Origin of the sequence: Collinsella aerofaciens (assembly GCF_039836695.1) — a bacterium.
In the GTDB taxonomy this organism is placed as follows: domain Bacteria; phylum Actinomycetota; class Coriobacteriia; order Coriobacteriales; family Coriobacteriaceae; genus Collinsella; species Collinsella aerofaciens_BD.
Genome location: NZ_JBDPAC010000012.1, coordinates 29,808 through 51,583, shown reverse-complemented (window position 1 = coordinate 51,583; position 21,776 = coordinate 29,808). Strand labels below are relative to the sequence as shown.

At 61.8% G+C, this 21,776-nt stretch carries 18 protein-coding genes; 11 read left to right on the top strand and 7 right to left on the bottom strand.

Annotated features, from left to right (window positions below):
• Positions 1–27 precede the first annotated feature (27 nt).
• Genes ABG996_RS06865 through ABG996_RS06855 form a run of 3 tightly spaced genes read right to left on the bottom strand, consistent with a single transcriptional unit; the run spans position 28 to position 2,648 of the window.
• Positions 28–1,323 (bottom strand): sensor histidine kinase, encoded by a 1,296-nt coding sequence (locus ABG996_RS06865; protein ID WP_347479224.1) that lies wholly within the window; start codon positions 1,321–1,323, stop codon positions 28–30.
• A complete protein-coding gene (locus tag ABG996_RS06860; protein ID WP_347479223.1) occupies positions 1,307–2,086 on the bottom strand; it encodes a response regulator transcription factor in 780 nt (259 codons plus the stop codon). Before ABG996_RS06860 ends, ABG996_RS06865 begins: the two co-directional genes overlap by 17 nt.
• 19 nt (positions 2,087–2,105) lie before the next feature.
• Positions 2,106–2,648: a UBA domain-containing protein gene (locus ABG996_RS06855; protein ID WP_347479221.1), complete on the bottom strand. Its 543-nt coding sequence runs from the start codon at positions 2,646–2,648 to the stop codon at positions 2,106–2,108.
• A 359-nt stretch (positions 2,649–3,007) separates the two neighbouring features.
• On the opposite strand from ABG996_RS06855, the gene ABG996_RS06850 reads away from it, so the two are divergent.
• Both ABG996_RS06850 and ABG996_RS06845 read left to right on the top strand, forming a co-directional pair.
• Positions 3,008–3,283 carry a hypothetical protein gene (locus ABG996_RS06850; protein WP_346979717.1) on the top strand — a complete coding sequence of 92 codons (276 nt, stop codon included), beginning with the start codon at positions 3,008–3,010 and terminating at the stop codon, positions 3,281–3,283.
• A 48-nt stretch (positions 3,284–3,331) separates the two neighbouring features.
• The gene (locus ABG996_RS06845) at positions 3,332–4,057 is read left to right on the top strand and encodes a metallophosphoesterase (protein WP_347479219.1); all 726 of its coding nucleotides are present in this window, start codon (positions 3,332–3,334) and stop codon (positions 4,055–4,057) included.
• A gap of 15 nt (positions 4,058–4,072) precedes the next feature.
• Here the strand turns inward: ABG996_RS06845 and gluQRS are convergent, their stop codons facing one another.
• Positions 4,073–5,083: a tRNA glutamyl-Q(34) synthetase GluQRS gene (gene gluQRS / locus ABG996_RS06840; RefSeq protein WP_347479217.1), complete on the bottom strand. Its 1,011-nt coding sequence runs from the start codon at positions 5,081–5,083 to the stop codon at positions 4,073–4,075.
• A gap of 514 nt (positions 5,084–5,597) precedes the next feature.
• Here gluQRS and ABG996_RS06835 point away from each other — a divergent pair.
• Positions 5,598–7,541 carry a DUF2207 family protein gene (locus ABG996_RS06835; protein WP_347479216.1) on the top strand — a complete coding sequence of 648 codons (1,944 nt, stop codon included), beginning with the start codon at positions 5,598–5,600 and terminating at the stop codon, positions 7,539–7,541.
• A gap of 189 nt (positions 7,542–7,730) precedes the next feature.
• Here the strand turns inward: ABG996_RS06835 and ABG996_RS06830 are convergent, their stop codons facing one another.
• Complete coding sequence (locus ABG996_RS06830; protein WP_347479214.1) at positions 7,731–8,372, bottom strand: GNAT family N-acetyltransferase; 642 nt, start codon at positions 8,370–8,372, stop codon at positions 7,731–7,733.
• A 277-nt stretch (positions 8,373–8,649) separates the two neighbouring features.
• Here ABG996_RS06830 and purH point away from each other — a divergent pair, with 277 nt between their 5' ends.
• Entirely contained in the window at positions 8,650–10,257 is a 1,608-nt protein-coding gene (gene purH, locus ABG996_RS06825; RefSeq protein ID WP_347479212.1) for a bifunctional phosphoribosylaminoimidazolecarboxamide formyltransferase/IMP cyclohydrolase, read from the top strand.
• A gap of 105 nt (positions 10,258–10,362) precedes the next feature.
• The gene (locus ABG996_RS06820) at positions 10,363–11,073 is read left to right on the top strand and encodes a hypothetical protein (protein WP_347479210.1); all 711 of its coding nucleotides are present in this window, start codon (positions 10,363–10,365) and stop codon (positions 11,071–11,073) included.
• An 18-nt stretch (positions 11,074–11,091) separates the two neighbouring features.
• Here the strand turns inward: ABG996_RS06820 and ABG996_RS06815 are convergent, their stop codons facing one another.
• Positions 11,092–12,273: a PucR family transcriptional regulator gene (locus tag ABG996_RS06815; RefSeq protein WP_347479208.1), complete on the bottom strand. Its 1,182-nt coding sequence runs from the start codon at positions 12,271–12,273 to the stop codon at positions 11,092–11,094.
• Positions 12,274–12,490: 217 nt separating this feature from the next.
• Between ABG996_RS06815 and ABG996_RS06810 the strand changes: the two genes are divergently transcribed.
• From ABG996_RS06810 to ABG996_RS06795, 4 genes are all read left to right on the top strand, one after another.
• Complete coding sequence (locus ABG996_RS06810) at positions 12,491–13,522, top strand: ornithine cyclodeaminase family protein (protein WP_347479206.1); 1,032 nt, start codon at positions 12,491–12,493, stop codon at positions 13,520–13,522.
• 24 nt (positions 13,523–13,546) lie between these two features.
• On the top strand, positions 13,547–14,677 hold the full coding sequence (locus tag ABG996_RS06805) for an aminotransferase (protein WP_347479204.1): 1,131 nt from the start codon (positions 13,547–13,549) through the stop codon (positions 14,675–14,677).
• A gap of 170 nt (positions 14,678–14,847) precedes the next feature.
• Positions 14,848–15,519, top strand: coding sequence for a response regulator transcription factor (locus tag ABG996_RS06800; RefSeq protein ID WP_347479202.1), 672 nt, complete (start codon positions 14,848–14,850; stop codon positions 15,517–15,519).
• Between the two features lie 9 nt (positions 15,520–15,528).
• Positions 15,529–16,572, top strand: coding sequence for an ATP-binding protein (locus ABG996_RS06795; protein WP_347479200.1), 1,044 nt, complete (start codon positions 15,529–15,531; stop codon positions 16,570–16,572).
• Positions 16,573–16,866: 294 nt separating this feature from the next.
• On the opposite strand, the gene ABG996_RS06790 is transcribed toward ABG996_RS06795, so the two are convergent.
• The gene (locus ABG996_RS06790; protein WP_006235921.1) at positions 16,867–17,304 is read right to left on the bottom strand and encodes a universal stress protein; all 438 of its coding nucleotides are present in this window, start codon (positions 17,302–17,304) and stop codon (positions 16,867–16,869) included.
• Between the two features lie 248 nt (positions 17,305–17,552).
• Between ABG996_RS06790 and ABG996_RS06785 the strand changes: the two genes are divergently transcribed.
• A complete protein-coding gene (locus ABG996_RS06785) occupies positions 17,553–18,533 on the top strand; it encodes an undecaprenyl-diphosphate phosphatase (protein WP_055310402.1) in 981 nt (326 codons plus the stop codon).
• A gap of 333 nt (positions 18,534–18,866) precedes the next feature.
• The gene (locus tag ABG996_RS06780) at positions 18,867–21,764 is read left to right on the top strand and encodes an ATP-dependent helicase (RefSeq protein ID WP_347479198.1); all 2,898 of its coding nucleotides are present in this window, start codon (positions 18,867–18,869) and stop codon (positions 21,762–21,764) included.
• The last annotated feature ends 12 nt before the right edge of the window (positions 21,765–21,776 follow it).

Genomic DNA, 21,776 nt, shown 5'->3' with positions numbered 1-21,776 from the left:
ATCCCTTTATTTATGCCGAGGGGCTTTCTAGCGCGGCAGGCGAATCGTAAAGCGGCTGCCGACGCCCTCGACTGAGGTCACGCCAATGACGCCGCCATGGCTATCGACGATCCACTTGGCAATGGCAAGCCCCAGACCCGAGCCCTGTGCGCCGGCATCGCGTGCATTGTCGGCGCGGTAGAACCGTTCAAACGCGTGAGCTGCGGATTCCTGGTTCATGCCGATGCCCTCGTCCTCAACACTTATGTCGATCGTGCCCATGCCCGCATCGGGCGTTATGCCAAATGTGACGGTCGTTCCCGCATCCGAGTACTTGGCGGCGTTTTGCACGATCACGCGCAGAGCCTGCTTCACGAGCGCCACGTCGACGGGCGCGTCGCAGCGCGGGTCGCTGGCAAGCAAGGCGTCAAAAGCCAGCCGATACGTGTGCTCGGCATCGATCATCTGTGACTCCTCGCATACCTCGCCGACCAGTGCGGCCAGGTTGGTATTCGCACGCCGCAGGGCCGTGCGCCCGGCATCGCCGCGCGCCAAAAACAGCAGCTGCTCCACAAGCTCTTGCATGTGCTCGCTTTCGGCCTTGAGGGATGAGATGGACTCCGCCAGCACGTCCGGGTCGTCTTTGCCCCAGCGGTCGAGCATGTTCGCGTAGCCCTGAATCACCGCGATGGGCGTGCGCAGCTCGTGGCTCGCGTCGTTGACAAAGCGCATCTGCTGCAGCTTGGCCTCTTGCATCTGGCGCAGCAGGCGGTTGAGTGCGACCTCGATGCTTGCCAGGTCGGCGTCGCCGGTGGTGACGCTCGGCGAGTCGACGCTTGCGCGCTCGATGGCCTGCTCCAGTGTTTCCATTTTGCCGCCGGCGAGTTGCATACGGCCGAGTTCGTCCACGCGCAGGGCCAGATCGTTGAGCGGCGCCATGGTGCGGCGCACGCGGCGGGCGCCGCCGAGCATGTTGAGCACGCTGATGACCTGCCAACCCACAACGACAAGGTAGAGAGGCCATAGCGTGACGAGGTCCTGCGCGAGGGGGAAAGTCTTGGTGGTACGCGCAAGCTCGACGGTATAGGTGAGCGTTGTCAGGTCCCAGCCGCGCGCGGGCGTCAGCGACATGCCGTGAACGGTGGCGCCGGGAATCCAGCCTGCGGTAAACGCGCCGTCGGGCAGCGTCTGGTTGTATCCATAGACGAGGATCGCCGCCGCAATCACTACCAGCAACAGATCGAGCCAGACGTAGCTCATCAGACGGCGCCACATATAGCTCCAGTTGATGGCGCGGGCGATGGAGGTGACGCGCTTGGCCTCGGCGTTACGCGCGGCAGACATAGCCCACCCCGCGCACGGTCTGGATGATGCGGGCGCCGCCGGCGTCCTCGATCTTGGCGCGTAGATGCGCGATGTGCACGTCGACGTTGTTGGTGTCGCCCATGTATTCGTAGCCCAGCGCTTCGTGCGCGATGCGTTCGCGCGTGAGCACGGTCTCGGCATGCGCCATAAGCAGGGCGAGGACATCGAACTCGCGGGCCGTGAGCGCAATGGGCGAGCCGCCGACCGTGACTTCGCGGCGGTCGGGGTCGAGCGCAACCGAGCCCACGGCGAGCGTGGCGGGGGAGAGCGAGGCGGAAACCTGGGTCGAGTCACTGACCGGGGGCATCGCAGTGGCGCCGACACCCGTGCCGCCTGCCGCGCCCGTCCCGAAGCCGCCAACGCCCGAAGCCGCCCGCACGGCCTCCGAGCGCTTCAACGCCACGCGGATCCGTGCGAACAGCTCCTCAATCGCAAACGGCTTGGTCAGGTAATCGTCGGCGCCGGCATCGAGCCCGGCCACCTTGTCCATCACGGCATCGCGCGCGGTGACCATTATCACCGGCACATCCTTGTGCTTGCGGACGCGCCGCAGGACCTCCATGCCGTTGAGCTGCGGTAACAGCACGTCGAGCAGAATCAGATCGTAGTCGCGCTCCAGCGCCAGGTCCACGGCGGTGCGGCCGTCGGCGGCGTGCTCCACCTGGTAGCCCTCGTGCTCCAGCTCGAGCGTCACAAAGCGGGCGATTTTCTCCTCGTCCTCTACGATTAGGATCCGTGCCATGCGTGCCCCCCGTCTGCGATTACTTGTCGTCGTTGAGATTTTGTTTGATGTCGTCCGCGGCATCGGCAGCGTGATTCATAAGGTTGTTGATGCTGCCGGGCACGTCGCCGTCGCTGTCGATGCGGTAGCGCATGCCAAAGAACAGGCCAATCAGCATCAGCCATATCGTGGCGCCCCAAGCAAACAGCGCGACGATGGGGATCAGGATGGGGATGTTGAGGATGATCGCATCGCGGCGCGTGGCAATAAACTTGGTGTCCAGGCTCAGGCGGAAGAGCTTTTTGAGGTACTCCCACACGCTGTCCATCTTCTTGGAGAAGTCGGTCTTTTCGCTCGACTTTTCGTAGGCGGCCTGCGCGGCGACCATCTCGGCCGAGGGCTCATCGACCGGCACGGACTCGGTGGCGGCGTGCGCCGACGTGGTTTGCGTCTTGCCCTGCGACTCGAGCCAAATGATGGCATCCAGAACGTTACCGTCGGCGGCGTCGAGCGCGGCCTTGGCATCGGTGTAGCTCACGTTGCACTTGGTGCGGATGGTTTCAACTTTTTCGAGGTCGTCCATGACCTGTCCTTTCGTTCGATGGGCGCGACGCCGGGCGATCTGCCCAGGCGCGAGCGTAGCGTTCGGCGGCCTGCGTTGCGCGGCGCCGCCCCGCCCCTTGTTCGAACTCTATAGTGCAGGTTATAGATTAAGCGATTCTTGAGCCAAGATTAATGTTGGATGAGTTTTTGGGTGACGGTGGGAAAAGTATTAGACCTCGATAGCGGGGGATGTGGTGCCGGTGCAAAACGGCGTCAAAGGTTGGTCGAGCAGGCGGTTTCTCCATTGATGTCCGCACAGCATGTGACACTTACCCTGCCGCCCCGCTCTGCCGCGGCGGCATGCGTCTGAACAACGACCCTCTAAGGAGTTCGATACCGATGAGTGACAACGCAAAGCATCTCGCAAAGAAGTGCGTTAAGGACGCGGGGCCGTGCCTCGCGCTGTGCGTAGCCGGCGCAGCGGTCGCGCTGCTGGCTGTTCTGGGGCCGTTCGACGTGCTCCGAAGTGCCAGCTTTCTGCATGTTTGCATGGCTCTTGCCGGCGCCATGATGACCGGCGGCGTGCTCGATCTGATCTTTTGGGTGTTTGACCCGTTTGGATGGAAGAGCGAGGGTAGGTCCCAAAGGATGGAAGGGCTGGAACGGTTGACTTAGTGATCGTGCAGAATGTGGGCTAGCGACTTACAGGGAAGTGGTGATCCGATGACGGTCTATGTGACGGGCGATATTCACGGCGGCGTCGACATGCAAAAGCTTCGCGACTGGGATCTTGGGGATGGTCTGGCAAGTGACGACTATCTCATCATTGCGGGCGACTTTGGCTTTCCGTGGGATTTCTCTGCCGAGGAATGTGCCGACATCGCCTGGCTGGAGTCGCGCCCCTATACCGTGCTGTTTGTCGACGGCAACCACGAGCGTTTCGATCACTGGTCGGAGCGCCCCATGGAGCTGTGGCACGGCGGCCTGACGCAGCGTCTGTCGGACACCTCGCCCATCCGACGCCTGACGCGCGGTGAGGTTTTTGAGCTTGACGGCTCAACGATCTTTACCATGGGCGGCGCCACGAGCGTGGATAAGGAATACCGCATTCCCTATTCCAGCTGGTGGCCGCAGGAGCTGCCGGACGAGCGCAACTTTGAGGAGGCGCGGGCAAAGCTCGACAACGTGGGTTGGAAGGTCGACTATGCGATCACCCATACCTGCTCCACACGCATGCTTTCGCCCACGCTTTACCCGGCACCTGGCTGGAATTATCCCGATGTCGATCGACTCACCACGTTTTTCGACGAGCTGGAGGACCACCTGGACTACAAGCGCTGGTACTACGGGCATTTTCATCGCGACGCCAACCCTGCCGAGCGCCATACCGTGCTCTACGACTGCATCGTTCGCCTGGGCGACGAACTCCAGCCCTGGGATGTCGCGTAGGGGCGGGGTGGCTGGCTACTCGACCGTTACAGTGATGTTTTCCCGATGCGTACGGATAACATCCCAGCTAAAGTGCTCGACCAGCTGCTCGGCAGAGCGCGGTGTGGCGTCCGGCGCGATGCCTGTTTGCCCGGCGAGCCAGCCCAGCAGTGCCTCGGGCGTGCCAAAGCGGGTGCGGAGCTCGCCCAGGTCCAGATCGCGATCGCGCTTGGAAAGGCGGCGCCCGTCCGGCGACATGAGCAGTGGAATGTGCGCGTAGCGTGGCGTGGGAAGTCCCAGCAGATGCTGCAGGTAGATTTGGCGGGGCGTGGAGCCCAGCAGATCGCATCCGCGCACGACCTCGGTGACGCCCATGGCGGCGTCGTCGACCACCACGGCTAGCTGGTAGGCAAATACGCCGTCGCTGCGGCGCACCAAAAAGTCACCGCATTCGGTGGCGAGTGCTTCGCATTGGGCTCCGTACGTGCGGTCCACGAATTCGATCACGTCGCTGGCGAGGTCGTCGACGGTGGGCACGCGCAGGCGCGTGGCCGGAGCACGCAGGGCACTGCGGCGGGCGACCTCTTCGGCCGAAAGGCCTCGGCAGGCGCCGCGGTAGATGGGCGTGCCGTCGCTGGCGTGCGGCGCGCTCGCGGCGTGGAGTTCGGCACGCGTGCAAAAACAGGGATAGGTGAGGCCGGCGTCTTGCAGCTGGCGCAGGGCGTCCTCGTACAGATCCAGACGATCGTGCTGGTAGTAGGGGCCTTCGTCCCACTCGAGCCCCAGCCAGGTCAGATCGTCAATCAGTTGAGCGGCAAGTTCCGGGCGCTTGCAGCGATTGTCCAGGTCCTCGATGCGCAGCACGATGCTGCCGCCCTGGCTGCGGGCCGAAAGCCACGAGCACAGGCAGCTGAACACGTTGCCCAGGTGCATGCGGCCCGAGGGCGACGGGGCGAAACGGCCCACGACGGGCGCGGGGGCGGAGGCGGGTGGCGTCGCTGGCGCGTCCGCGGCGGGCGTTGCTATGTTGCGTGTTTTGATATCCATGCGGACGAGTATAGCGCGGGGCTTGGCAGGGAAGGCGTTGCCGCGCTCACAAGTTGGCGGCGGTGCGCATTGCGCACGGTGGGTTTGCGGCTCAAGGTCTCGATCGCTGCGTACCGACTTAGCCTCACAAACGACAGAAACCCCGGCAGCTCTTCGCAACTGCCGGGGTTTCCGCGGAAAAGGGGGACATGATCCTCGAGCGAACGGCAAAGGGGCAAACCGTTTTCGCTCAACTGCTTTATGCCCCTCAGCTGGCGGCTCAATCAGCGCATGCCGCGCCCACACAAAGCCGCTACACCTGTGACGGAGCTGTGGAGTGGTATCTATTGCTGGCGCAGGCCATGCCAAGGGTGTCCCTAACGGCTAGTCATTTAAGAACGTCCCCAATGACTAGCTGCTGGCGGCGGGCGTGACTTTCATCCCGTTTGGCGCTCCGGTCGCCTAGATATTCGTCATGTGCGCCCGTAAACGTGGGACAATGGCGCTGTTGGTATCACAGACAAAGGATGTGCCTATGAACGCCCCCGTTGCCAAGATCTGTCGGCAGCGCCGCCTATTCGCGCGATTCGCTTCCGTCTGCGCACTCGTCGCGCTTGCGTTGTTGCTGCTGCCTGCCGCCGCACACGCCGACGGCTACTCCATGAGCCAAACCTACATCGGCGCCACGGTTGAGGCCGATGGATCGCTGACCGTTGTCGAGGGACGCCAGTTCGATTTCGACGACGACGTCAACGGCGTGTATTGGGAGATCAATGCGGGCACCAACCAGCAGGGCGGTGCGGCGGGTGTCGACGTGCTGAGCGTCGAGGAAGACGATGCCGCGTTTAACAGGGTCGACTATGCAAACAAAGGCGACAGCGGCGTCTATACGGTCGAGCAGTCCGACGGCGGCGTAAAGATCAAGGTTTTCAGCCCCCACGAGAGCGGCGATAGCGCGATCTATTACGTGAGCTACACCATGACCGGTGCGGTCATGAACTGGGCCGATACCGCCGAGCTCTACTGGAAGTTCGTGGGTGACGGCTGGTCCGCGGATTCCGACGATGTCGAGATGGAAGTGTACTTCGCAAACGCCGCTGCCGGGACGGCGGCCGTCAAGGGCGATAACTTCCGCGCATGGGGTCACGGTCCGCTGACGGGCGACGTGTCACTCGATGCGGATGAACCCATGGTCACCTATACCATTCCCTGCGTGCATCAGGGCGAATTCGCCGAGGCGCGCATCGCCTTCCCCAGCGACTGGGTGCCATGGCTTTCCGCTTCAAGTGAGGAGCGCATGCCGACAATCCTGAGCGAGGAGAAGGCGTGGGCCGACGAAGCTAACGCCCGCCGCGCTCACGCTCGCGTGATTTCCAATGCGCTTGCCGTGTTAAGTGTTGTCGCAGCGGTGGCCTTTACCGGCACAATCGTTGTGCTCAAGCTGCGCCGCCGCAAGCCCAAGCCGCTTTTCCAGGACGAATATTTCCGCGATGTGCCTTCGGCCGACCATCCCGCCGTGCTTTCGGCCCTCATGAGCTGGAACGAGGTACCCGATCAGGCATATATCGCCACGCTCATGAAGCTCACCGACGACCGTGTGATCAAGCTGGAGCAGGCGACCGTGACCAAGGCCAAGAAGGGTCTGTTGGGGCGTGAAAAAGAAGAGCAGACATATCGCGTGACGGTGAGTGATGCGGGCTGGAAGTCGGCCAAGGGCATTGACCACATGGTGCTCAAGGTTTTCTTTGCCGGTGCTAAGCCCGACGAGAACGGCGATCGCTCGCGCACGTTTGACGAGCTGCAGCACTACGTTAAACAGCACGCTACGCCCGTGGGGGACAAGCTCGAGGACTATCAGAACACCGTTAAGGGCAAGCTGGCCGATAGCGAGTACGTTGCCTCGGACGGCATCGTTGCAATGGTGTTTTGCCTGGTTCTTGGTATTCTGATCGCCTTTGTTCCCGTGGGATCCATTTTCTTTACTGACGGCGCGCAGGTGAACATTATCGCCGCGGTTATCTCGGCGCCGATTGTGCTGGTGGGTATCGGCGTGGGCCTTACGTTCCGCCGCTTTACGCCGGAGGGCGCCGAGGTGGCGGCTCGCTGCAAGGCACTTAAGCATTGGCTCGAGGACTTCACGCGTCTAAAGGAAGCCGTCCCCGGCGATCTGGTGCTGTGGAACAAGCTGCTGGTGATGGGCGTGGCGCTGGGCGTTTCCAAGGAAGTGCTGCGTCAGCTTGCCGAGGCCGTGCCGCCCGAGGTGCGCGAGGCCGACGGCTTCTATGACAATTATCCCTGCTACTGGTGGTACTACCATCATTACGGTACCGAGTCCCCGCTCGATTCATTCGATGACGTGTATCACGAGACCATCCGTGAGCTGGCGTCGAGTTCCGATAGCTCGAGCGGCGGCGGCGGTGGCGGCTTCTCGGGCGGCGGCGGAGGCGGCGTCGGCGGAGGCGGCGGCGGAACGTTCTAACGGTCGTAAATTATGGGATGGGCTTTTCTCGACAGCCGTCGGGGAAAGCCCATCCCCTTTTTACGCGCTATCTACGAAGACTGTCCCCAGCGACTAGTCATTTAAGAACGTTCCCAACAACTAGGTGCGGTTGCTGCCAAGGAGTGTCCCGGGGTGCCGGCACAAAAGGAACGTCCCTAAGTGACAGGTTTAGGCTGTTAGATCGAGTTCGTAGAGGAAGCTTTCGCGCGGCATGTCGTGACGGCGCTCTTCGCGGTTAGCGCGGTGCGTGGCCGTGCGCTTAAAGCCGTGCAGCTCGTAGAACTTCCACGAGCAGTTGGAGTCGGTGTACAGGTGCGCCCTCGTCGCTCCAAGCGAGGACAGGTGCGAGACGGCGGCATCGAGCAGAACCGTGCCAACGCCCAGACCATGGACATCGCGATCCACGGCAAGCAGCGTGACCTCGTTGTCGTGCGGCAACGGGCTGCTCTCGAGCAGGCGGTTGTTGGTTCGGATGGTTGCGCGCACAAACGAGAGGTACTCGGCGCAGGCATCGGGCTCCAGCTCACGCATCTGCGATAGCAGCGCGCGTTCGGTATCCATCCAATGCTCGTTGATAGTGACGCCGGAGCTCTGTCCCGCACGCGCGAGCGAAATGCCACGCGCCTGACCGTCGATTACGGCAACCTGTGAAAACGTCGACGACGAAAGGCAATAGGCGAGGTCGCACGCGGCCTCAAGGCGGTTGTACTCATCGTTATCCGAATTGTTATGCCAAAGCTGCTGCAGAATCAGCGCGATGGCGTCGAAGTCTTCGGTATCAAACGGTCGGTAGAGAACCCGCGAGACCATGGTGCCTCTTTCTTTTGCGGATGCATATCGAGCACAGTTCTACCACGCCATTGGCATCTAATTATGGTGCCCCTGTGTTCCATGAACTCACCGTGCCCGGTGCTGCGCCCATCCCCTCCGCTCGCAAACTTTTTCTGCACATGCGCCCGTTGCGGGATGCATCGATGCGCTCGATGCGCTACATTGAATCAGTATTTTCATTGCCGCTGCGCGAGCGCTGCAGATCGACGTATCACCGACTCACAGAGCACGGCGGCGTACCAGACAGGAGGACTGCATGGGATCTGATGTGAAGATCGCACGCGCGTTGATCTCGGTTACCGATAAGACGGGCGTCGTCGATTTCGCACGGACGCTGGTTGACGACTTTGGCGTCGAGATCATCTCTACGGGCGGCACGGCTCGTGCCATCGAGGACGCGGGCGTTCCCGTAACCCCCATCGAGGAGTTCACGGGCTATCCCGAGATGATGGACGGCCGCGTTAAGACCCTGCACCCCAAGGTTCACGGCGCGCTGCTGGCCCGCCGCGATTCCGAGCAGCACATGCAGGAGGCCGCTCAGCACGGCATTAAGCTGATCGACCTGGTCGTCGTCAACCTGTACGAGTTCGAGAAGACCGTCGCCAACCCCGAGGTCACCTTCGCGGATGCCATCGAGCACATCGACATCGGTGGCCCCTCCATGCTGCGCTCTGCCGCCAAGAACGCCGCGAGCGTTACCGTTATCTCCGACCCGGCCGACTATGATGCCGTCCTGGCCGAGATGCGCGAGACCGGTGGCTGCACCACGCTTTCCACCCGTCGTCGCCTGCAGGTGAAGGTCTACCAGACCACCGCCGCCTACGACACGGCTATCTCCCGTTGGCTTGCCGCCCAGGCAAGCGACGTGGCGGACACCTCTGCCAAGCTCGAGATCTCGCTGGAGAAGGTCGACGACCTGCGCTATGGCGAGAATCCTCAGCAGAAGGCTACGGTCTACCGCTTTGCCGAGGGCTGCGAGAACACCGCGAGCTCGCAGTTCCCGCTCGTGGGCTCCGAGCAGATCCAGGGCAAGCCGCTCAGCTACAACAACTATCTGGATGCCGACGCCGCCTGGAACCTGGTCCGCGAGTTCGACGAGCCGGCCTGCGTGATCCTCAAGCACCAGAACCCCTGCGGTTCCGCCGTTGCCGAGGACATCACGGCCGCCTACGACCGCGCCTTCGCCTGCGATCCCAAGAGCGCCTTTGGCGGCATCATCGCCTGCAACCGCGAGGTTCCCTTTGATCTGGTTGAGCACTTTGCCGATCAGAACAAGCAGTTCGTCGAGGTCATCATCGCCCCGAGCTATACCGACGAGGCGCTCGAGCGCATGGCCAAGCGCCCCAACCTGCGCGTGCTGGCTACCGGCGGCGTGGACCACGGCGCCCAGGTGGAGCTGCGCTCCGTCGACGGCGGCATGCTGGTGCAGGAGGTCGACCACGTGACCGAGGACCCCGCGACCTTTACGTTCCCCACCGACCGCAAGCCCACCGACGCCGAGATGGCCGAGCTCGAGTTTGCCTGGAAGGTCTGCAAGGGCGTTAAGTCCAACGCCATCCTGGTCTCCAAGGGCAAGGCCGGCATTGGCATGGGCCCGGGTCAGCCCAACCGCGTGGATTCTGCGCTGCTGGCCTGCGAGCGTGCCGAGGACTTCTGCGAGCGCGAGGGCGTGGAGAAGGGCGGCTTTGCCTGCGCAAGCGACGCATTCTTCCCGTTCCGCGACAACGTCGACGTGCTTGCCGAGCATGGTGTGACCTGCATCATCCAGCCCGGCGGCTCCAAGCGCGACGACGAGAGCATCCAGGCCTGCAACGAACACAATATCGCTATGGTCTTCACCGGTGCCAGGCATTTCCGTCACTAAGTTTCGCCCCGGGACAAAATAATCTCCGCAAAAGACGGTCGCTCCGTTTGGAGGGCCGTCTTTTTGGTATAAGAGGACGGAATGACTAACACGAAAGGTACAACCATGCCCCAGATTGATGATGCCGAGCTGTTTGGCAATGCCGAGGATCAGCGTGCGTACGAGGACTTTTGCGCCAATCAGGAGGCGGTCGAGAAGTTTACGCTCGACAAGCCCGCGCTTATCTGCCGCTGGCGCATGTCCAACAAAAAGGTGCCCATGCTCAACCGCCACATCCGTGCGCTGTCCGAGCGCCTGGTGCAGGGCGAGCCGCTTACCCATAACATGCTCAGCTGGGCCAAACAGCACGTTGAGTGGTCGCTTGCCGAGGGCGATTACACTGCGCACGACGGCGTACTCATGCTGGTGATCGACATCAACGGCAACGCCGCCATGACGGTGGGGGAGTACGAGCCGCTCGCCGATACGTCGGCCAAGGCGCTGCGTGCCCGCTCCGCCGAGGCCCGCTCCGAGGCCGACGAAACCGGCGTGGCGCCCGAGCTGCTCGCCGCCATCGATAACGGCGAGCTTGCCTTTGTGGCGCCAGCGGACGAGTGCCTGTGCGGCACGGCGACGCTCATCGAGCAGCTGGCCCAGACCAAGGGCATCCCGGTCACGCGCGTAGATATTCCCGCGCAGCTTAAGGGCGCGCTGTTCCTGGTGAGCGACGAGCACGGCGTGGTCCCCGCTGCCGAGACGGACGCCGCCGAGGCGGACGCCGCTACGGTCGCCTTCTTCGCCGAAGGCTACGAAAAGCTCCGTGCCCGCCGCTCCTAACCTCAAGGCGGGGTGGGCTTACTGAAGCGAGCGAGCGCGTTCGATGGCGTAGGCGAGCGACAGCTGCTCCATCTCCGGGGCGCATTTGTAGCTCAGTCCGGTGAGAGCTGTCACCTTATCGAGGCGATATCGAATTGTGTTCGGGTGCTGGCTGGTCTGCTTGGCGGTTTGCTCGATACGTCGGTCGTTCTCGATGAATGCGGCGAGCGTTGATTCCAGTTCGCTGCCATGCTCGCTGTCGTGCTCGCGTATCGGCGAGAGAATCGCCTCCGAGAACGATCGCATCTCCGGGGTTTCCGCAAAAGGCATCACGGTTCTCAGGATGCCGAGCTGCGTATAGCGGACGGGACCCTCGGCTCGTTGACAAGATAGGCGCTGTGCGTAAATCGCCTGCGAGATCGCCTGCGCCACCGCCTCGTCTCCAAACAGAATATCGCTGATGCCGAGTCCTTCCGCTCCGCCATCGATACCGCTAGCCTCGATGAGCTCCGTGAGCGCCTGAACGATTTGCTCCACATCGAGCGCCTGCTCCGAGTCGCTTGTCGCTACGAATAGCAAACCTCCGTCATAGGGTGCCAGCATGTTGTGGCATCCGGCGAGGGTCGATTTTGCACAGAGATGTTCGATTTGCAAAAACGTACGCGGGTCGAGGGGCTCTGCAAACGATGCGAACAGGGCGACCGCTTCGTCCAGAAATGACGGGTTGAGGCCTCGGATGCGTCGGCAGATGGACTCAGGCGATACGTCTGTCCTCAGGGCATCGATCTCGCGCTGTGCGAAGTCGATGGACGCGAGCTGCTCGATATGCCGTTTGACTTCATAGATGACGCCGTCAAAGAACAGTGAGTCGTCGGTCGTGAGAAAGACCGGGTAGTGCCGCGCGTTGGCGTAGCGGATGGCTTGGTCGGGAATCGGAATGTGCAGGACGTTTTTGATGATAAGACCGCTCGTCCCCTTGGCGACGAGGTATTTCACGGCTTCAGTGATGAGGTACGGGTCGTCCTTCGCATAGAGGAAGGTGCTGAGGACGATCTCGTCTGGGCTGAAGTTGACGCGCTGGTACTTGTTCTTGAGGCCGGGCATGAGTTCATAATCGAGGATCCCGACGCCGGATACGGCACGCGAGACGCCATCGCTGCCGGCGATTAGGCGGACCGACCCCTCATATTCCCGTGAGAAATCCGAGATGGTGTATAGCATCAACATCACCTTGTAAATAGCTATAATAAGTACAGGTATAAATAGGATAATCGCACATCCGTATGCCTTTCATGCGAGAAATAGTTCAAATACATGCTGATAGAACGAAAAATCAGACCGAGAATCGTTGTAGATTCCAACAAGAAATGATCCTTGGCGGCATCATTGCTAAACCGTACAGTGAAGCAACGTAAAACTTTCGCTGAGAGGAGCGATGATGGGGCAGATGGTGGTGCTTTCGGCCGAGGAAGTTTCCAAGGTGCTGACGATCGAGGATGCAATCGCCGCCGTGGAGGAGGCATATCGCCAGAAGGCAACGGGCAAAGGTGTTGCGTGGCCGATGGTATATGAGCAGTTTGAACCCGACGTGGCCGATATGGATATCCGCTCGGGCGAGTTGGCGGGAAGCGGCCTCTTCGGTCTCAAGCTCACTGCGTGGTTCTCTCAGAATCCTAAAAAGGAGTTGCCCGAGATCTTTGGCACCACGCTGCTGTGCGACAACGCGACGGGCGAGCCGCTGGCGCTGCTTAATGCCTCCGCCGTCACTGGGCTTCGCACCGGTGCCGCCGCTGCACTCGGTGCCAAGTGGCTGGCTCGGGCGGATGCGTCCAAACTGCTTGTTGCGGGTGCCGGCCATATGAGCACCTATATGGTGGCGGGCGTGCTCGCCGCTTGTCCCAAAGTGAGCGAGGTCAAGGTGTGGGAGCCGGTTTCCGATGCCGCGCCCGAGGCCCGCGTCGAGCGCATGCGAGACGAGGTCGCCCATATCTTGGGCGCCTGCGAGCATGCTCGCGAGGCATCCACCTATTCCATCGAGGCGACGGCCGACGGCCAAGGTGCCGCGGCAGAGGCCGACATCATCGTGACGATCACGCCGGCGACCAAGCCCATCATCCCCGATGCATGGGTGCGTCTCGGTACGCATATCTCCTGCGTTGGTGCCGACATGCCCGGCAAGCAGGAGCTCGCCTCGGCGCTTGTCGCCCGTGCCGCTGTTTACGTCGACGACCGCGAGCAATCGGTCGCGTCCGGTGAGCTGGAGATTCCGGTTGCCGAGGGTGCCATCACGCCCGAGGACATCAAAGCGGAGCTCGGCGAAGTCATCGCCGGCACGGCTACGGGGCGTTCGGATGACGAACAGGTGACAGTGTTCGATACGTCGGGCATCGCCGTTCAGGACCTTTCGGCATCGAAAATCGCCTACGACCGCGCCGTCGAGGCGGGGCTGGGCACCGTGGTGGAACTGTAAGAAAGCCAAGGAAAGGAAAAGACAATGCAGATCAAGGATTTCGCTGTCGAGCAGTGGATGAACGAGTGGGAGACCAAGTGCACCCACAACGTTGCAGAGACGTGCGTCTACTCCCTCACGCTTGACCAGCTGTTCGAGCTTACGAACACCGACAAGAAGGCGTGGCTCGATAGCCTGTGCTCGCGCCGATTCACCTACGGAGACATCGAGGGGCAGTCCGGCTTCCTCGAGGGGGTCGCGCGTCTCTATAAGACGGTCGAGCCCGGGCATATCGTGCCCACGCACGGCGCGACCGGTGCCAACTCCCTGGTTATTTCCACGCTTGTCGAACCGGGCGATCATGTGGTCTCCGTCAAGCCCACCTACCAGCAGCCTTACTCGATTCCCGAGATGTGCGGCGCGAAGGTCGATATCCTTCAGCTCGACCGCAAGAACGGCTACCACGTCGACGTCGATGCGCTCGATGCTCTGGTGACCGACGATACCAAGCTCATCTGCATCAATAATCCGGACAACCCCACGGGCGCCCTGCTCGACACCGATACGCTCAAGGCGATTGTCGAGGTCGCACGCAAACACGACGCGTGGGTGCTCTGCGACGAGGTCTACCGTCTGCTTACTCAGACGGATGAGTACTCCGAGTCCGTGATCGACCTGTACGACAAGGCCATCGTCACCGCATCCATGTCCAAGGTCTGGTCGTTCGCCGGCCTGCGTCTGGGCTGGGCGGTCACCAAGAGTCCGGAGCTCCGTCGCGCGCTGCTCTCGCATCGCGACTACAACCTGATTTCCGCCGGCATATTCAGCGAGTCGGTGGCGGAGCTGATTCTGGGCAACGCTTCCGTGATCCTTGAGCGCAGCCGTCGCATCGTCCGTCAGAACCTTGCTGTTCTGGAGAAGTGGGTCGAGAGCGAGCCGCACCTGTCGTTCGTTAAGCCCGAGGCGGGTACCACCGCGCTCGTGTATTACGACTACGACATCGACTCCAGGACGTTCTGCATCGACATGATTAAGAAGTCCGGCGCGCTCGTCACCCCGGGCGATTGCTTTGAGGAGCCCAAGAGCATGCGCATCGGCTATGCATACTCCGATAACACCGACGACCTGCAGAAGGGCCTGGATGCCATCTCTGCATACATGCGTACGCTTGAGTAGAGGCTCGAGGTCGAAGTGATGGGGTCGATCGGTTTAGGACCGGTCGGCCCCTATTTTCTCTCAAGACTACCGAACGCTTTTGTCACATTAGGTGCCCACGGGGTCGTATCGCTGCGACGCTGTGGGCATAATGGTGTGAAAGGTGCAAGTTACGCGAAATGGGAGGACACATGGCGCTTATTTATGTCGTTGAGGACGACGAGCCCATTCGTCGTGAGCTTGTCGACATCCTTGCCCGCGCCGGGTTTGAAGTCGAGGCCTGCGAATCGTTCGAACATGTCTCGCGCGATATTCTCGCCGCCGCGCCCGACCTGGTGCTGCTCGACCTCACGCTCCCTGTCAAAGACGGTCAGCACATCTGCCATGAGGTCCGTCGCGAATCCGAGGTTCCCATCATCGTTCTCACGTCGCGCACGACCGAGATCGACGAGGTCATGGCCATGACGCTCGGCGCGGACGACTTTGTTCCCAAGCCCTACAGCGCGCGCGTGCTCGTGGCGCGCATCAACGCACTGCTGCGTCGTACCGCGGCGGCGGGCGAGCGCAGCACGCTTGTCCACAAGGGCCTGGAGCTCGATCTCGCTCGCTCCATGGTCACCAACATGCAGACCGGTACCAGTACCGAGCTCACCAAAAACGAGCTGCGTATTCTCTCGCTGCTTCTGAGCCGTGCGGGCAAGATCGTCTCGCGCTCGGCCATCATGCAGGACCTGTGGGACTCCGACGCCTTCGTGGACGACAATACGCTGACCGTCAACATCAACCGCCTGCGCACCACGCTCGAAAAAATCGGCATCAAGGGGTATTTGACGACGCACCGCGGCCAGGGCTATTCGGTCTAGGGGCCGGCTATGTCGTTCGCCAAATTCTTCAAAGATGCGCTGCTTCCCGTCGCCGTGTGGACGTGCGGCGTGCTGCTGAGCTGCTTTGTGCTGACGGTCGCCGGCGCACCCGTTTCCATCGTGGTCGTGGCGGTCGGCGTGTCCTTTATCTTTGGCATGCTGGGCATCGTGATCGAGTACGCGCGCCGTCGTCGTTTTCTGCGCCAGCTGGAGCGTGCGGCAGAGGAGCTCGAGAGTCCCGCATGGGTGCAGGAGATGGTGCAATGTCCGACCTATGCCGAGGGCGAGCTCGAATACGAGGTCTTGTGCCGGGTGGGCAAGGCGGCATGCGATGAGGTGGTGGAAGGCCGCCGTCAGACCGATGACTATCGCGACTATATCGAGAGCTGGGTCCATGAGGCCAAGCTGCCCCTGGCGGCGGCCCATCTGATTTTGGAAAACCTGGACGGTAGCGAAGACGACCTGTCGCGCGTGGACGATTTGGCACGCGAGCTTGCCCGCGTGGAGCGCTATATCGACCAAGCTCTGTACTATGCGCGCTCGGAAGTCGTGGAGCGCGACTACCTGATTCGCCGCTGGGATCTCAAGACCTTGGTGACGGGCGCAATCAAGGCCAATGCGCGTGAGCTCATCGCGGCACACGTGGCGCCGGTGTGCGAGAACCTCGACTTTGAGGTCTTTACCGACGAGAAGTGGCTCGAGTTTATTCTGGGCCAGCTCATTCAGAACAGCATTAAATATGCGCGTGAGGACGGCGCAAAGATCGTGTTTTCGGGTGCGTTGCTGGACGAGGGTCTGGCAAGCGAGCGCATCGAGCTTACCGTCGCGGACAACGGCTGCGGCGTGTGTGCGGCAGACCTGCCGCGCGTGTTCGAGAAGGGCTTTACCGGCGACAACGGCCGCACCACCAAGCGCGCAACAGGCATCGGCCTCTACCTGGTGGCGCGCCTGTGCTCCAAGATGGGCATCGACGTCACCGCAGCATCCGACTCCGGCAAAGGCTTCGTCGTAACATTCGCCTTCTCAACCAACAAGTTCCAATATTTCGAGTAGTCGGGCCGTCTTGCGGTGCGGACGGCAATGTTCCCGAACGTGAACTTAGCTAAGGCAATTGGCGCTATGTTCCCGAACGTGAACACAACTATGGGGCTCAAATGAATCCCCCATAAAAAACGTGCCGCCCCAAACGGGGCGGCACGCCATTTTTCCATCAGACAACTCGTTGAAGTAAGGCTGCGAAGGCCGCGGGGCCGGGAGGGGTTTCCTAAGGGCACATCCCGCAGCCGCAACGCGGCGAGGACGTGCCCTTAGGAAACCCCGCAGGCCCCGCGGCCGGTGGGAGCAACGCTACTTCACGACCAAGATGTCGCAGTCCGTGTTGCGCAGCAGGAACGTCGAAATCGAACCCAGCAGCGCATACTTGATCGAGGACAGGCCGCGTGCGCCGCAGAGCACCAGGTCGGGCTTAACCACGTCGAGCATCTCGTCCTTGAGCGTCTCGCGAATGCGGCCGGCGCGAATCATGACCTCGACCTCGGGAATGTCGGGATTGGCCTTGGCCTCTTCGAGCTGCTTGGCGATGGAGTTCTTAAATGCCTCCTCTAGGCCGTTGACCAGATCGACCGGATAGGAACCGGCGCTCTCGAGCGCCGTGGAATCGATAACGTGGCCGATGATTAGCTTGGCGCCGTTGTTCGCGGCGACCTTGATGGCGCGTGCGAGCACAAAATCCTGCTGCTCAGTACCGTCGAGTGAAACAAATACCTTGGTGTAGCCCTCGTTCATGGTTTCCTCCTTGGTCTATCGCACGGGCGCGGGGCTCGTGCGTCGGGCGGGCGCGGGCGCGTTGGCCGCCGGACACTTTATCTTGTTGCAGTTATACCCAAGGATTTCGGTTTGACCGCTCGCAATTCTGTGAACGGGCGAGTTTTTTGGTAAGGGTAGGCGCAGGCGCGCCGCCAACGGTTGATAATGGGACATCGCCCGCACCGTCCGCAGAACAATATCGGCGGGTGTCTAACGAGGGGGTCCCTTTGGATATTATCGAGCTTCTAAAATCTGCCTTCATGGGCCTGGTCGAGGGCATCACCGAATGGCTGCCTGTTTCGTCGACCGGTCACATGATCTTGGTGGACGAGTTCGTCAAGATGAACGTGAGCGAGACGTTCTGGAATATGTTCCTGGTCGTGATTCAGCTCGGCGCCATTCTGGCCGTCTGTGTGCTGTTCTTCCATGAGCTCAATCCGTTCTCGCCCAGCAAGGGCAAGGAGGGCCGTCGCGACACCTGGGTGCTGTGGGGCAAGATTGTGCTCGGCTGCATTCCCGCCGCGGCGATCGGTCTGCCGCTTAACGACTGGATGGAGGAGCATTTCTACAATGCTCCCGTCGTGGCGCTGGCGCTCATTGTGTACGGCGTGCTGTTTATCGTGATCGAGAACTGGCGCGCGAGCAAGCGCGAGGAAATGGCCGTTGCCGGTTCGTTTGGTTCGCGTGCTGTGGTGTCGGGTGGACGTCCCGCCGGTGCGCACTTTGCGGCGCCCGCCGCGGCTACCGCTGAGGATGAGGACGATGACGAGAATCTGGACTTTGGCTCCATCGCCACGCTCGAGGACCTGAGCTGGAAGACTGCGCTGGGTATCGGCTGCTTCCAGGTGCTTTCGCTGGTGCCTGGAACGTCTCGCTCCGGTTCTACCATCATCGGCGGCCTGCTTTTGGGCTGCACGCGTTCGGTGGCGTCCAAGTTTACGTTCTTCCTGGCCATCCCTGTCATGTTTGGCGCGAGTGCGCTCAAGCTGGTCAAGTATTTCATCAAGGGCGGTACGTTCGGCGCCAACGAGGTCGCTATCCTGGGCGTGGGTTGCGTTGTGGCCTTTGTGGTGTCGCTCATCGCCATCAAGTGGCTCATGGGCTTCGTCCGCCGTCACGACTTCAAGTGCTTCGGTGTTTACCGCATCATCCTGGGCATCGTAGTGCTCGCATACTTCTTCGTTCTGGAGCCGATGCTCGGCCTCTAACTTAGTCGACGCTGCGCGGCGGCCAGGGCGACAACTTGTCATTCAAAGGGGGTGGCATGACCAAAAGGTCTATGCCGCCCCCTTTTCATGCCAATTTGTTCGCCCTGACCGTCGCTCGCTGCTGCTGCCATGACATCGGCGGTTTCGTGATTGTCAATAGATTGGTGCAGACTAACCTGACCCCATTGCACCAAATCCGTTGGGGCGAGCCTGACGGTGACGCACGGAGTCGTGGTGTGATTTGCGTCGGTGTCCGCGCGGCTCGGTATACTGGTGCGGCTCAAACTATGGCGCTGCCCGCAGGCGCGCCGTCCGTCAGATGAGGAGTCGCCCATGACCCAGCCCTTGCCCTGGGAAAAGAATGTCGCGGTACCTGTGCCGCCCGCGCCGGAACCCGTGCCGCTCGATGCATACACCGCCCCTGCTGCGCCGGAGCCCGAGCTCGTTCCGCTCGACATCTACGACGCTCCCGCGCCGGCGCCCAAGCCCGCCAAGCCGCTCGTCGACATCGACAGCCTTAATCCCGCTCAGCGCGAGGCGGTCCTGACCACCGAGGGCCCGCTGCTGGTCCTTGCCGGCGCCGGCTCGGGCAAGACCCGCGTCTTGACCTTCCGTATCGCACATATGCTCGGCGACCTGGGCGTTAAGCCCTGGCAGATCCTTGCCATCACGTTTACCAACAAGGCCGCGGCCGAGATGCGTGAGCGTCTGGCGGCACTCATTCCCAGCGGCACCCGTGGCATGTGGGTATGCACCTTCCATGCCATGTGCGTGCGTATGCTGCGCGAGGACGCCGACCTGCTGGGATACACCGGTCAGTTCACCATCTACGATGACGACGATTCCAAGCGCATGGTGCGCGATATTATGCAGGCGCTCGGTATCGAGCAAAAGCAATTCCCCATCAATATGATCCGCAGCAAGATCAGTTCGGCCAAAAACGCCATGATCGGCCCCGAGGACATGCTCAAATCCGCCGACAGCCCCAACGACAAAAAGGCCGCGCAGGTCTACCTGGAGCTGGAACGCCGCCTGCGCGCCGCCAACGCTATGGACTTCGACGACCTGCTCGTGCGCACGCTTGAGCTGCTGCGCACCCGCCCCGAGGTGCTCGATAAGTACCAAGAGCGTTTCCGCTACATTAGCGTCGACGAGTATCAGGACACCAACCACGTCCAGTACGAGATCGCCAACCTGCTGGCCGCCAAGTACCAAAACCTCATGGTCGTAGGCGACGATGACCAGTCCATTTATAGCTGGCGCGGCGCCGACATCACCAACATCCTGGACTTTGAGAAGGACTTTAAAAACTGCAAGACCGTTAAGCTGGAGCAGAACTACCGCTCTACGGGTCATATCCTGAGCGCCGCCAACGCCGTGGTGCGCCACAACTCGCAACGCAAGGACAAGCGTCTGTTTACGGCCGAGGGCGACGGCGAGAAGATCCAGGCCTTCCAGGCAAGCGATGAGCGCGACGAGGGCCGCTGGATTGCTGGCGAGATCGAAAAGCTGCACTCCAAGGGCACGAGTTACGACGATATCGCTGTGTTCTACCGCACCAACGCCCAGTCGCGTATCCTCGAAGATATGTTCCTGCGCGCAGGCGTGCCCTACAAGATCGTGGGCGGCACGCGATTCTTCGACCGTGCCGAGATCCGCGACGTCATGGCCTACCTCAAGATGATCGTGAACCCGGCAGACGAGATGAGCGTCAAGCGCGTCATCAACACGCCGCGCCGCGGCATCGGCTCCACCTCGATCCAAAAGATCGAGCAGCTGGCGCGCGACAACCGTTGCTCGTTCTTTCAGGCCTGCGAGATCGCAACAGCCGAGACGGGCATGTTTAGCGCCAAGGTGCGTAACGGCCTGTCGAGTTTTGTGGCGCTGGTTCGCGAGGGTCGTCGCATGGACGGCGAGCTCAAGGACGTCGTCGAGATGATTGTCGACAAGACGGGCCTGCTGCAGGCGTTCCGCGCTGAGGGCACCATGGAGTCCGAGAGCCGCGCCGAGAACATTCAGGAATTCCTGGGCGTCGCTGCCGAATTTGAGGAGACGCACGAGGATATCGAGGGTACGCTCGAGAGCTTGGAAGAGCTGCGCGCAGCCGGTGTTGCTGACGTGCCCGCCGGCGCCGAGCCCGTCGTGGTGAGCGCGTCCGCGCCCGAGCCGGGACCGTCCGCGCTCGCGTCCTCGTTTGAGGCGCTGGTCGGCGCTCGCGATGCCGCTGGCTCCAATCCGCTCGATAGCCTGGCCGCCCCGGCGCTCTCGCCGCAGGATGCCTTGGCTGCTGCCATCGCGGGCAACGCCTATGCCGCGCCGACTGAGCTGCCGGCGGGCGCCGTGCATGCCGACGAGATCGAGCGCACCTACGGTCCGCTCACCTGTAAGGCGCTGCCGGCACTCATGGAGTGGCTGGCCCTGCGCTCCGACTTGGATTCCCTGGCCGGCGAGACGCATGCCATTACCATGATGACTATCCACTCCGCCAAGGGCCTGGAGTTCCCGGCGGTGTTCGTGGCCGGCATGGAGGAGGGCATCTTCCCGCACGTGCACGACTTTGGCGGCAGCGATGACCCGGGCAAGCTCGAGGAGGAGCGTCGCCTCGCCTACGTTGCCATCACGCGTGCCCGTAAGCGCCTGTTCCTGACCTATGCGGCCACGCGTCGCACCTACGGCTCGACCTCTGCCAACCCGCGCTCGCGCTTCCTCAACGAGATTCCGTTTGAGGACATCGAGTTTAGCGGCATCGGTTCTGCCGGTTTTGAGGGCACGGGTTGGGAGAAGCGCGGCGACCGTCACGGCACCTTTGGCTCGGGCGTGGGTTCGGATATGTATGGCGGCAAGGTGTTCGGTTCGCATACGCGCTCGACCGGCGGTTCCGGTTCGCGCGGCGGATCGAGCTTTGACGATTTCTTTGGCGGCAGCAGCTATGGGACCGAGCGCCATCGTGGGGTTTCGCCCGATGCCGGCCGTGTTGCCTCGACCTTTGGTTCGGGTGCGCCGCGAGCCAAAAAGCCGTCGTCCAAGGTGTCCCCGACGGTGGAGCGCAAGGTTGATCGCGCTGGCGCGTCGCAGGACTTTGCCGCAGGCGATACCGTGAGCCACAAGACCTTTGGCACGGGTACCGTAATCTCGGTCGCCGGAGACATGATCGAGGTTCAATTCGAAAAGACCGGCCAGACCAAAAAGCTGATGAAGGGCTTCGCGCCGATTGTCAAGCTGAATGCCTAACTGCGAGGTTGA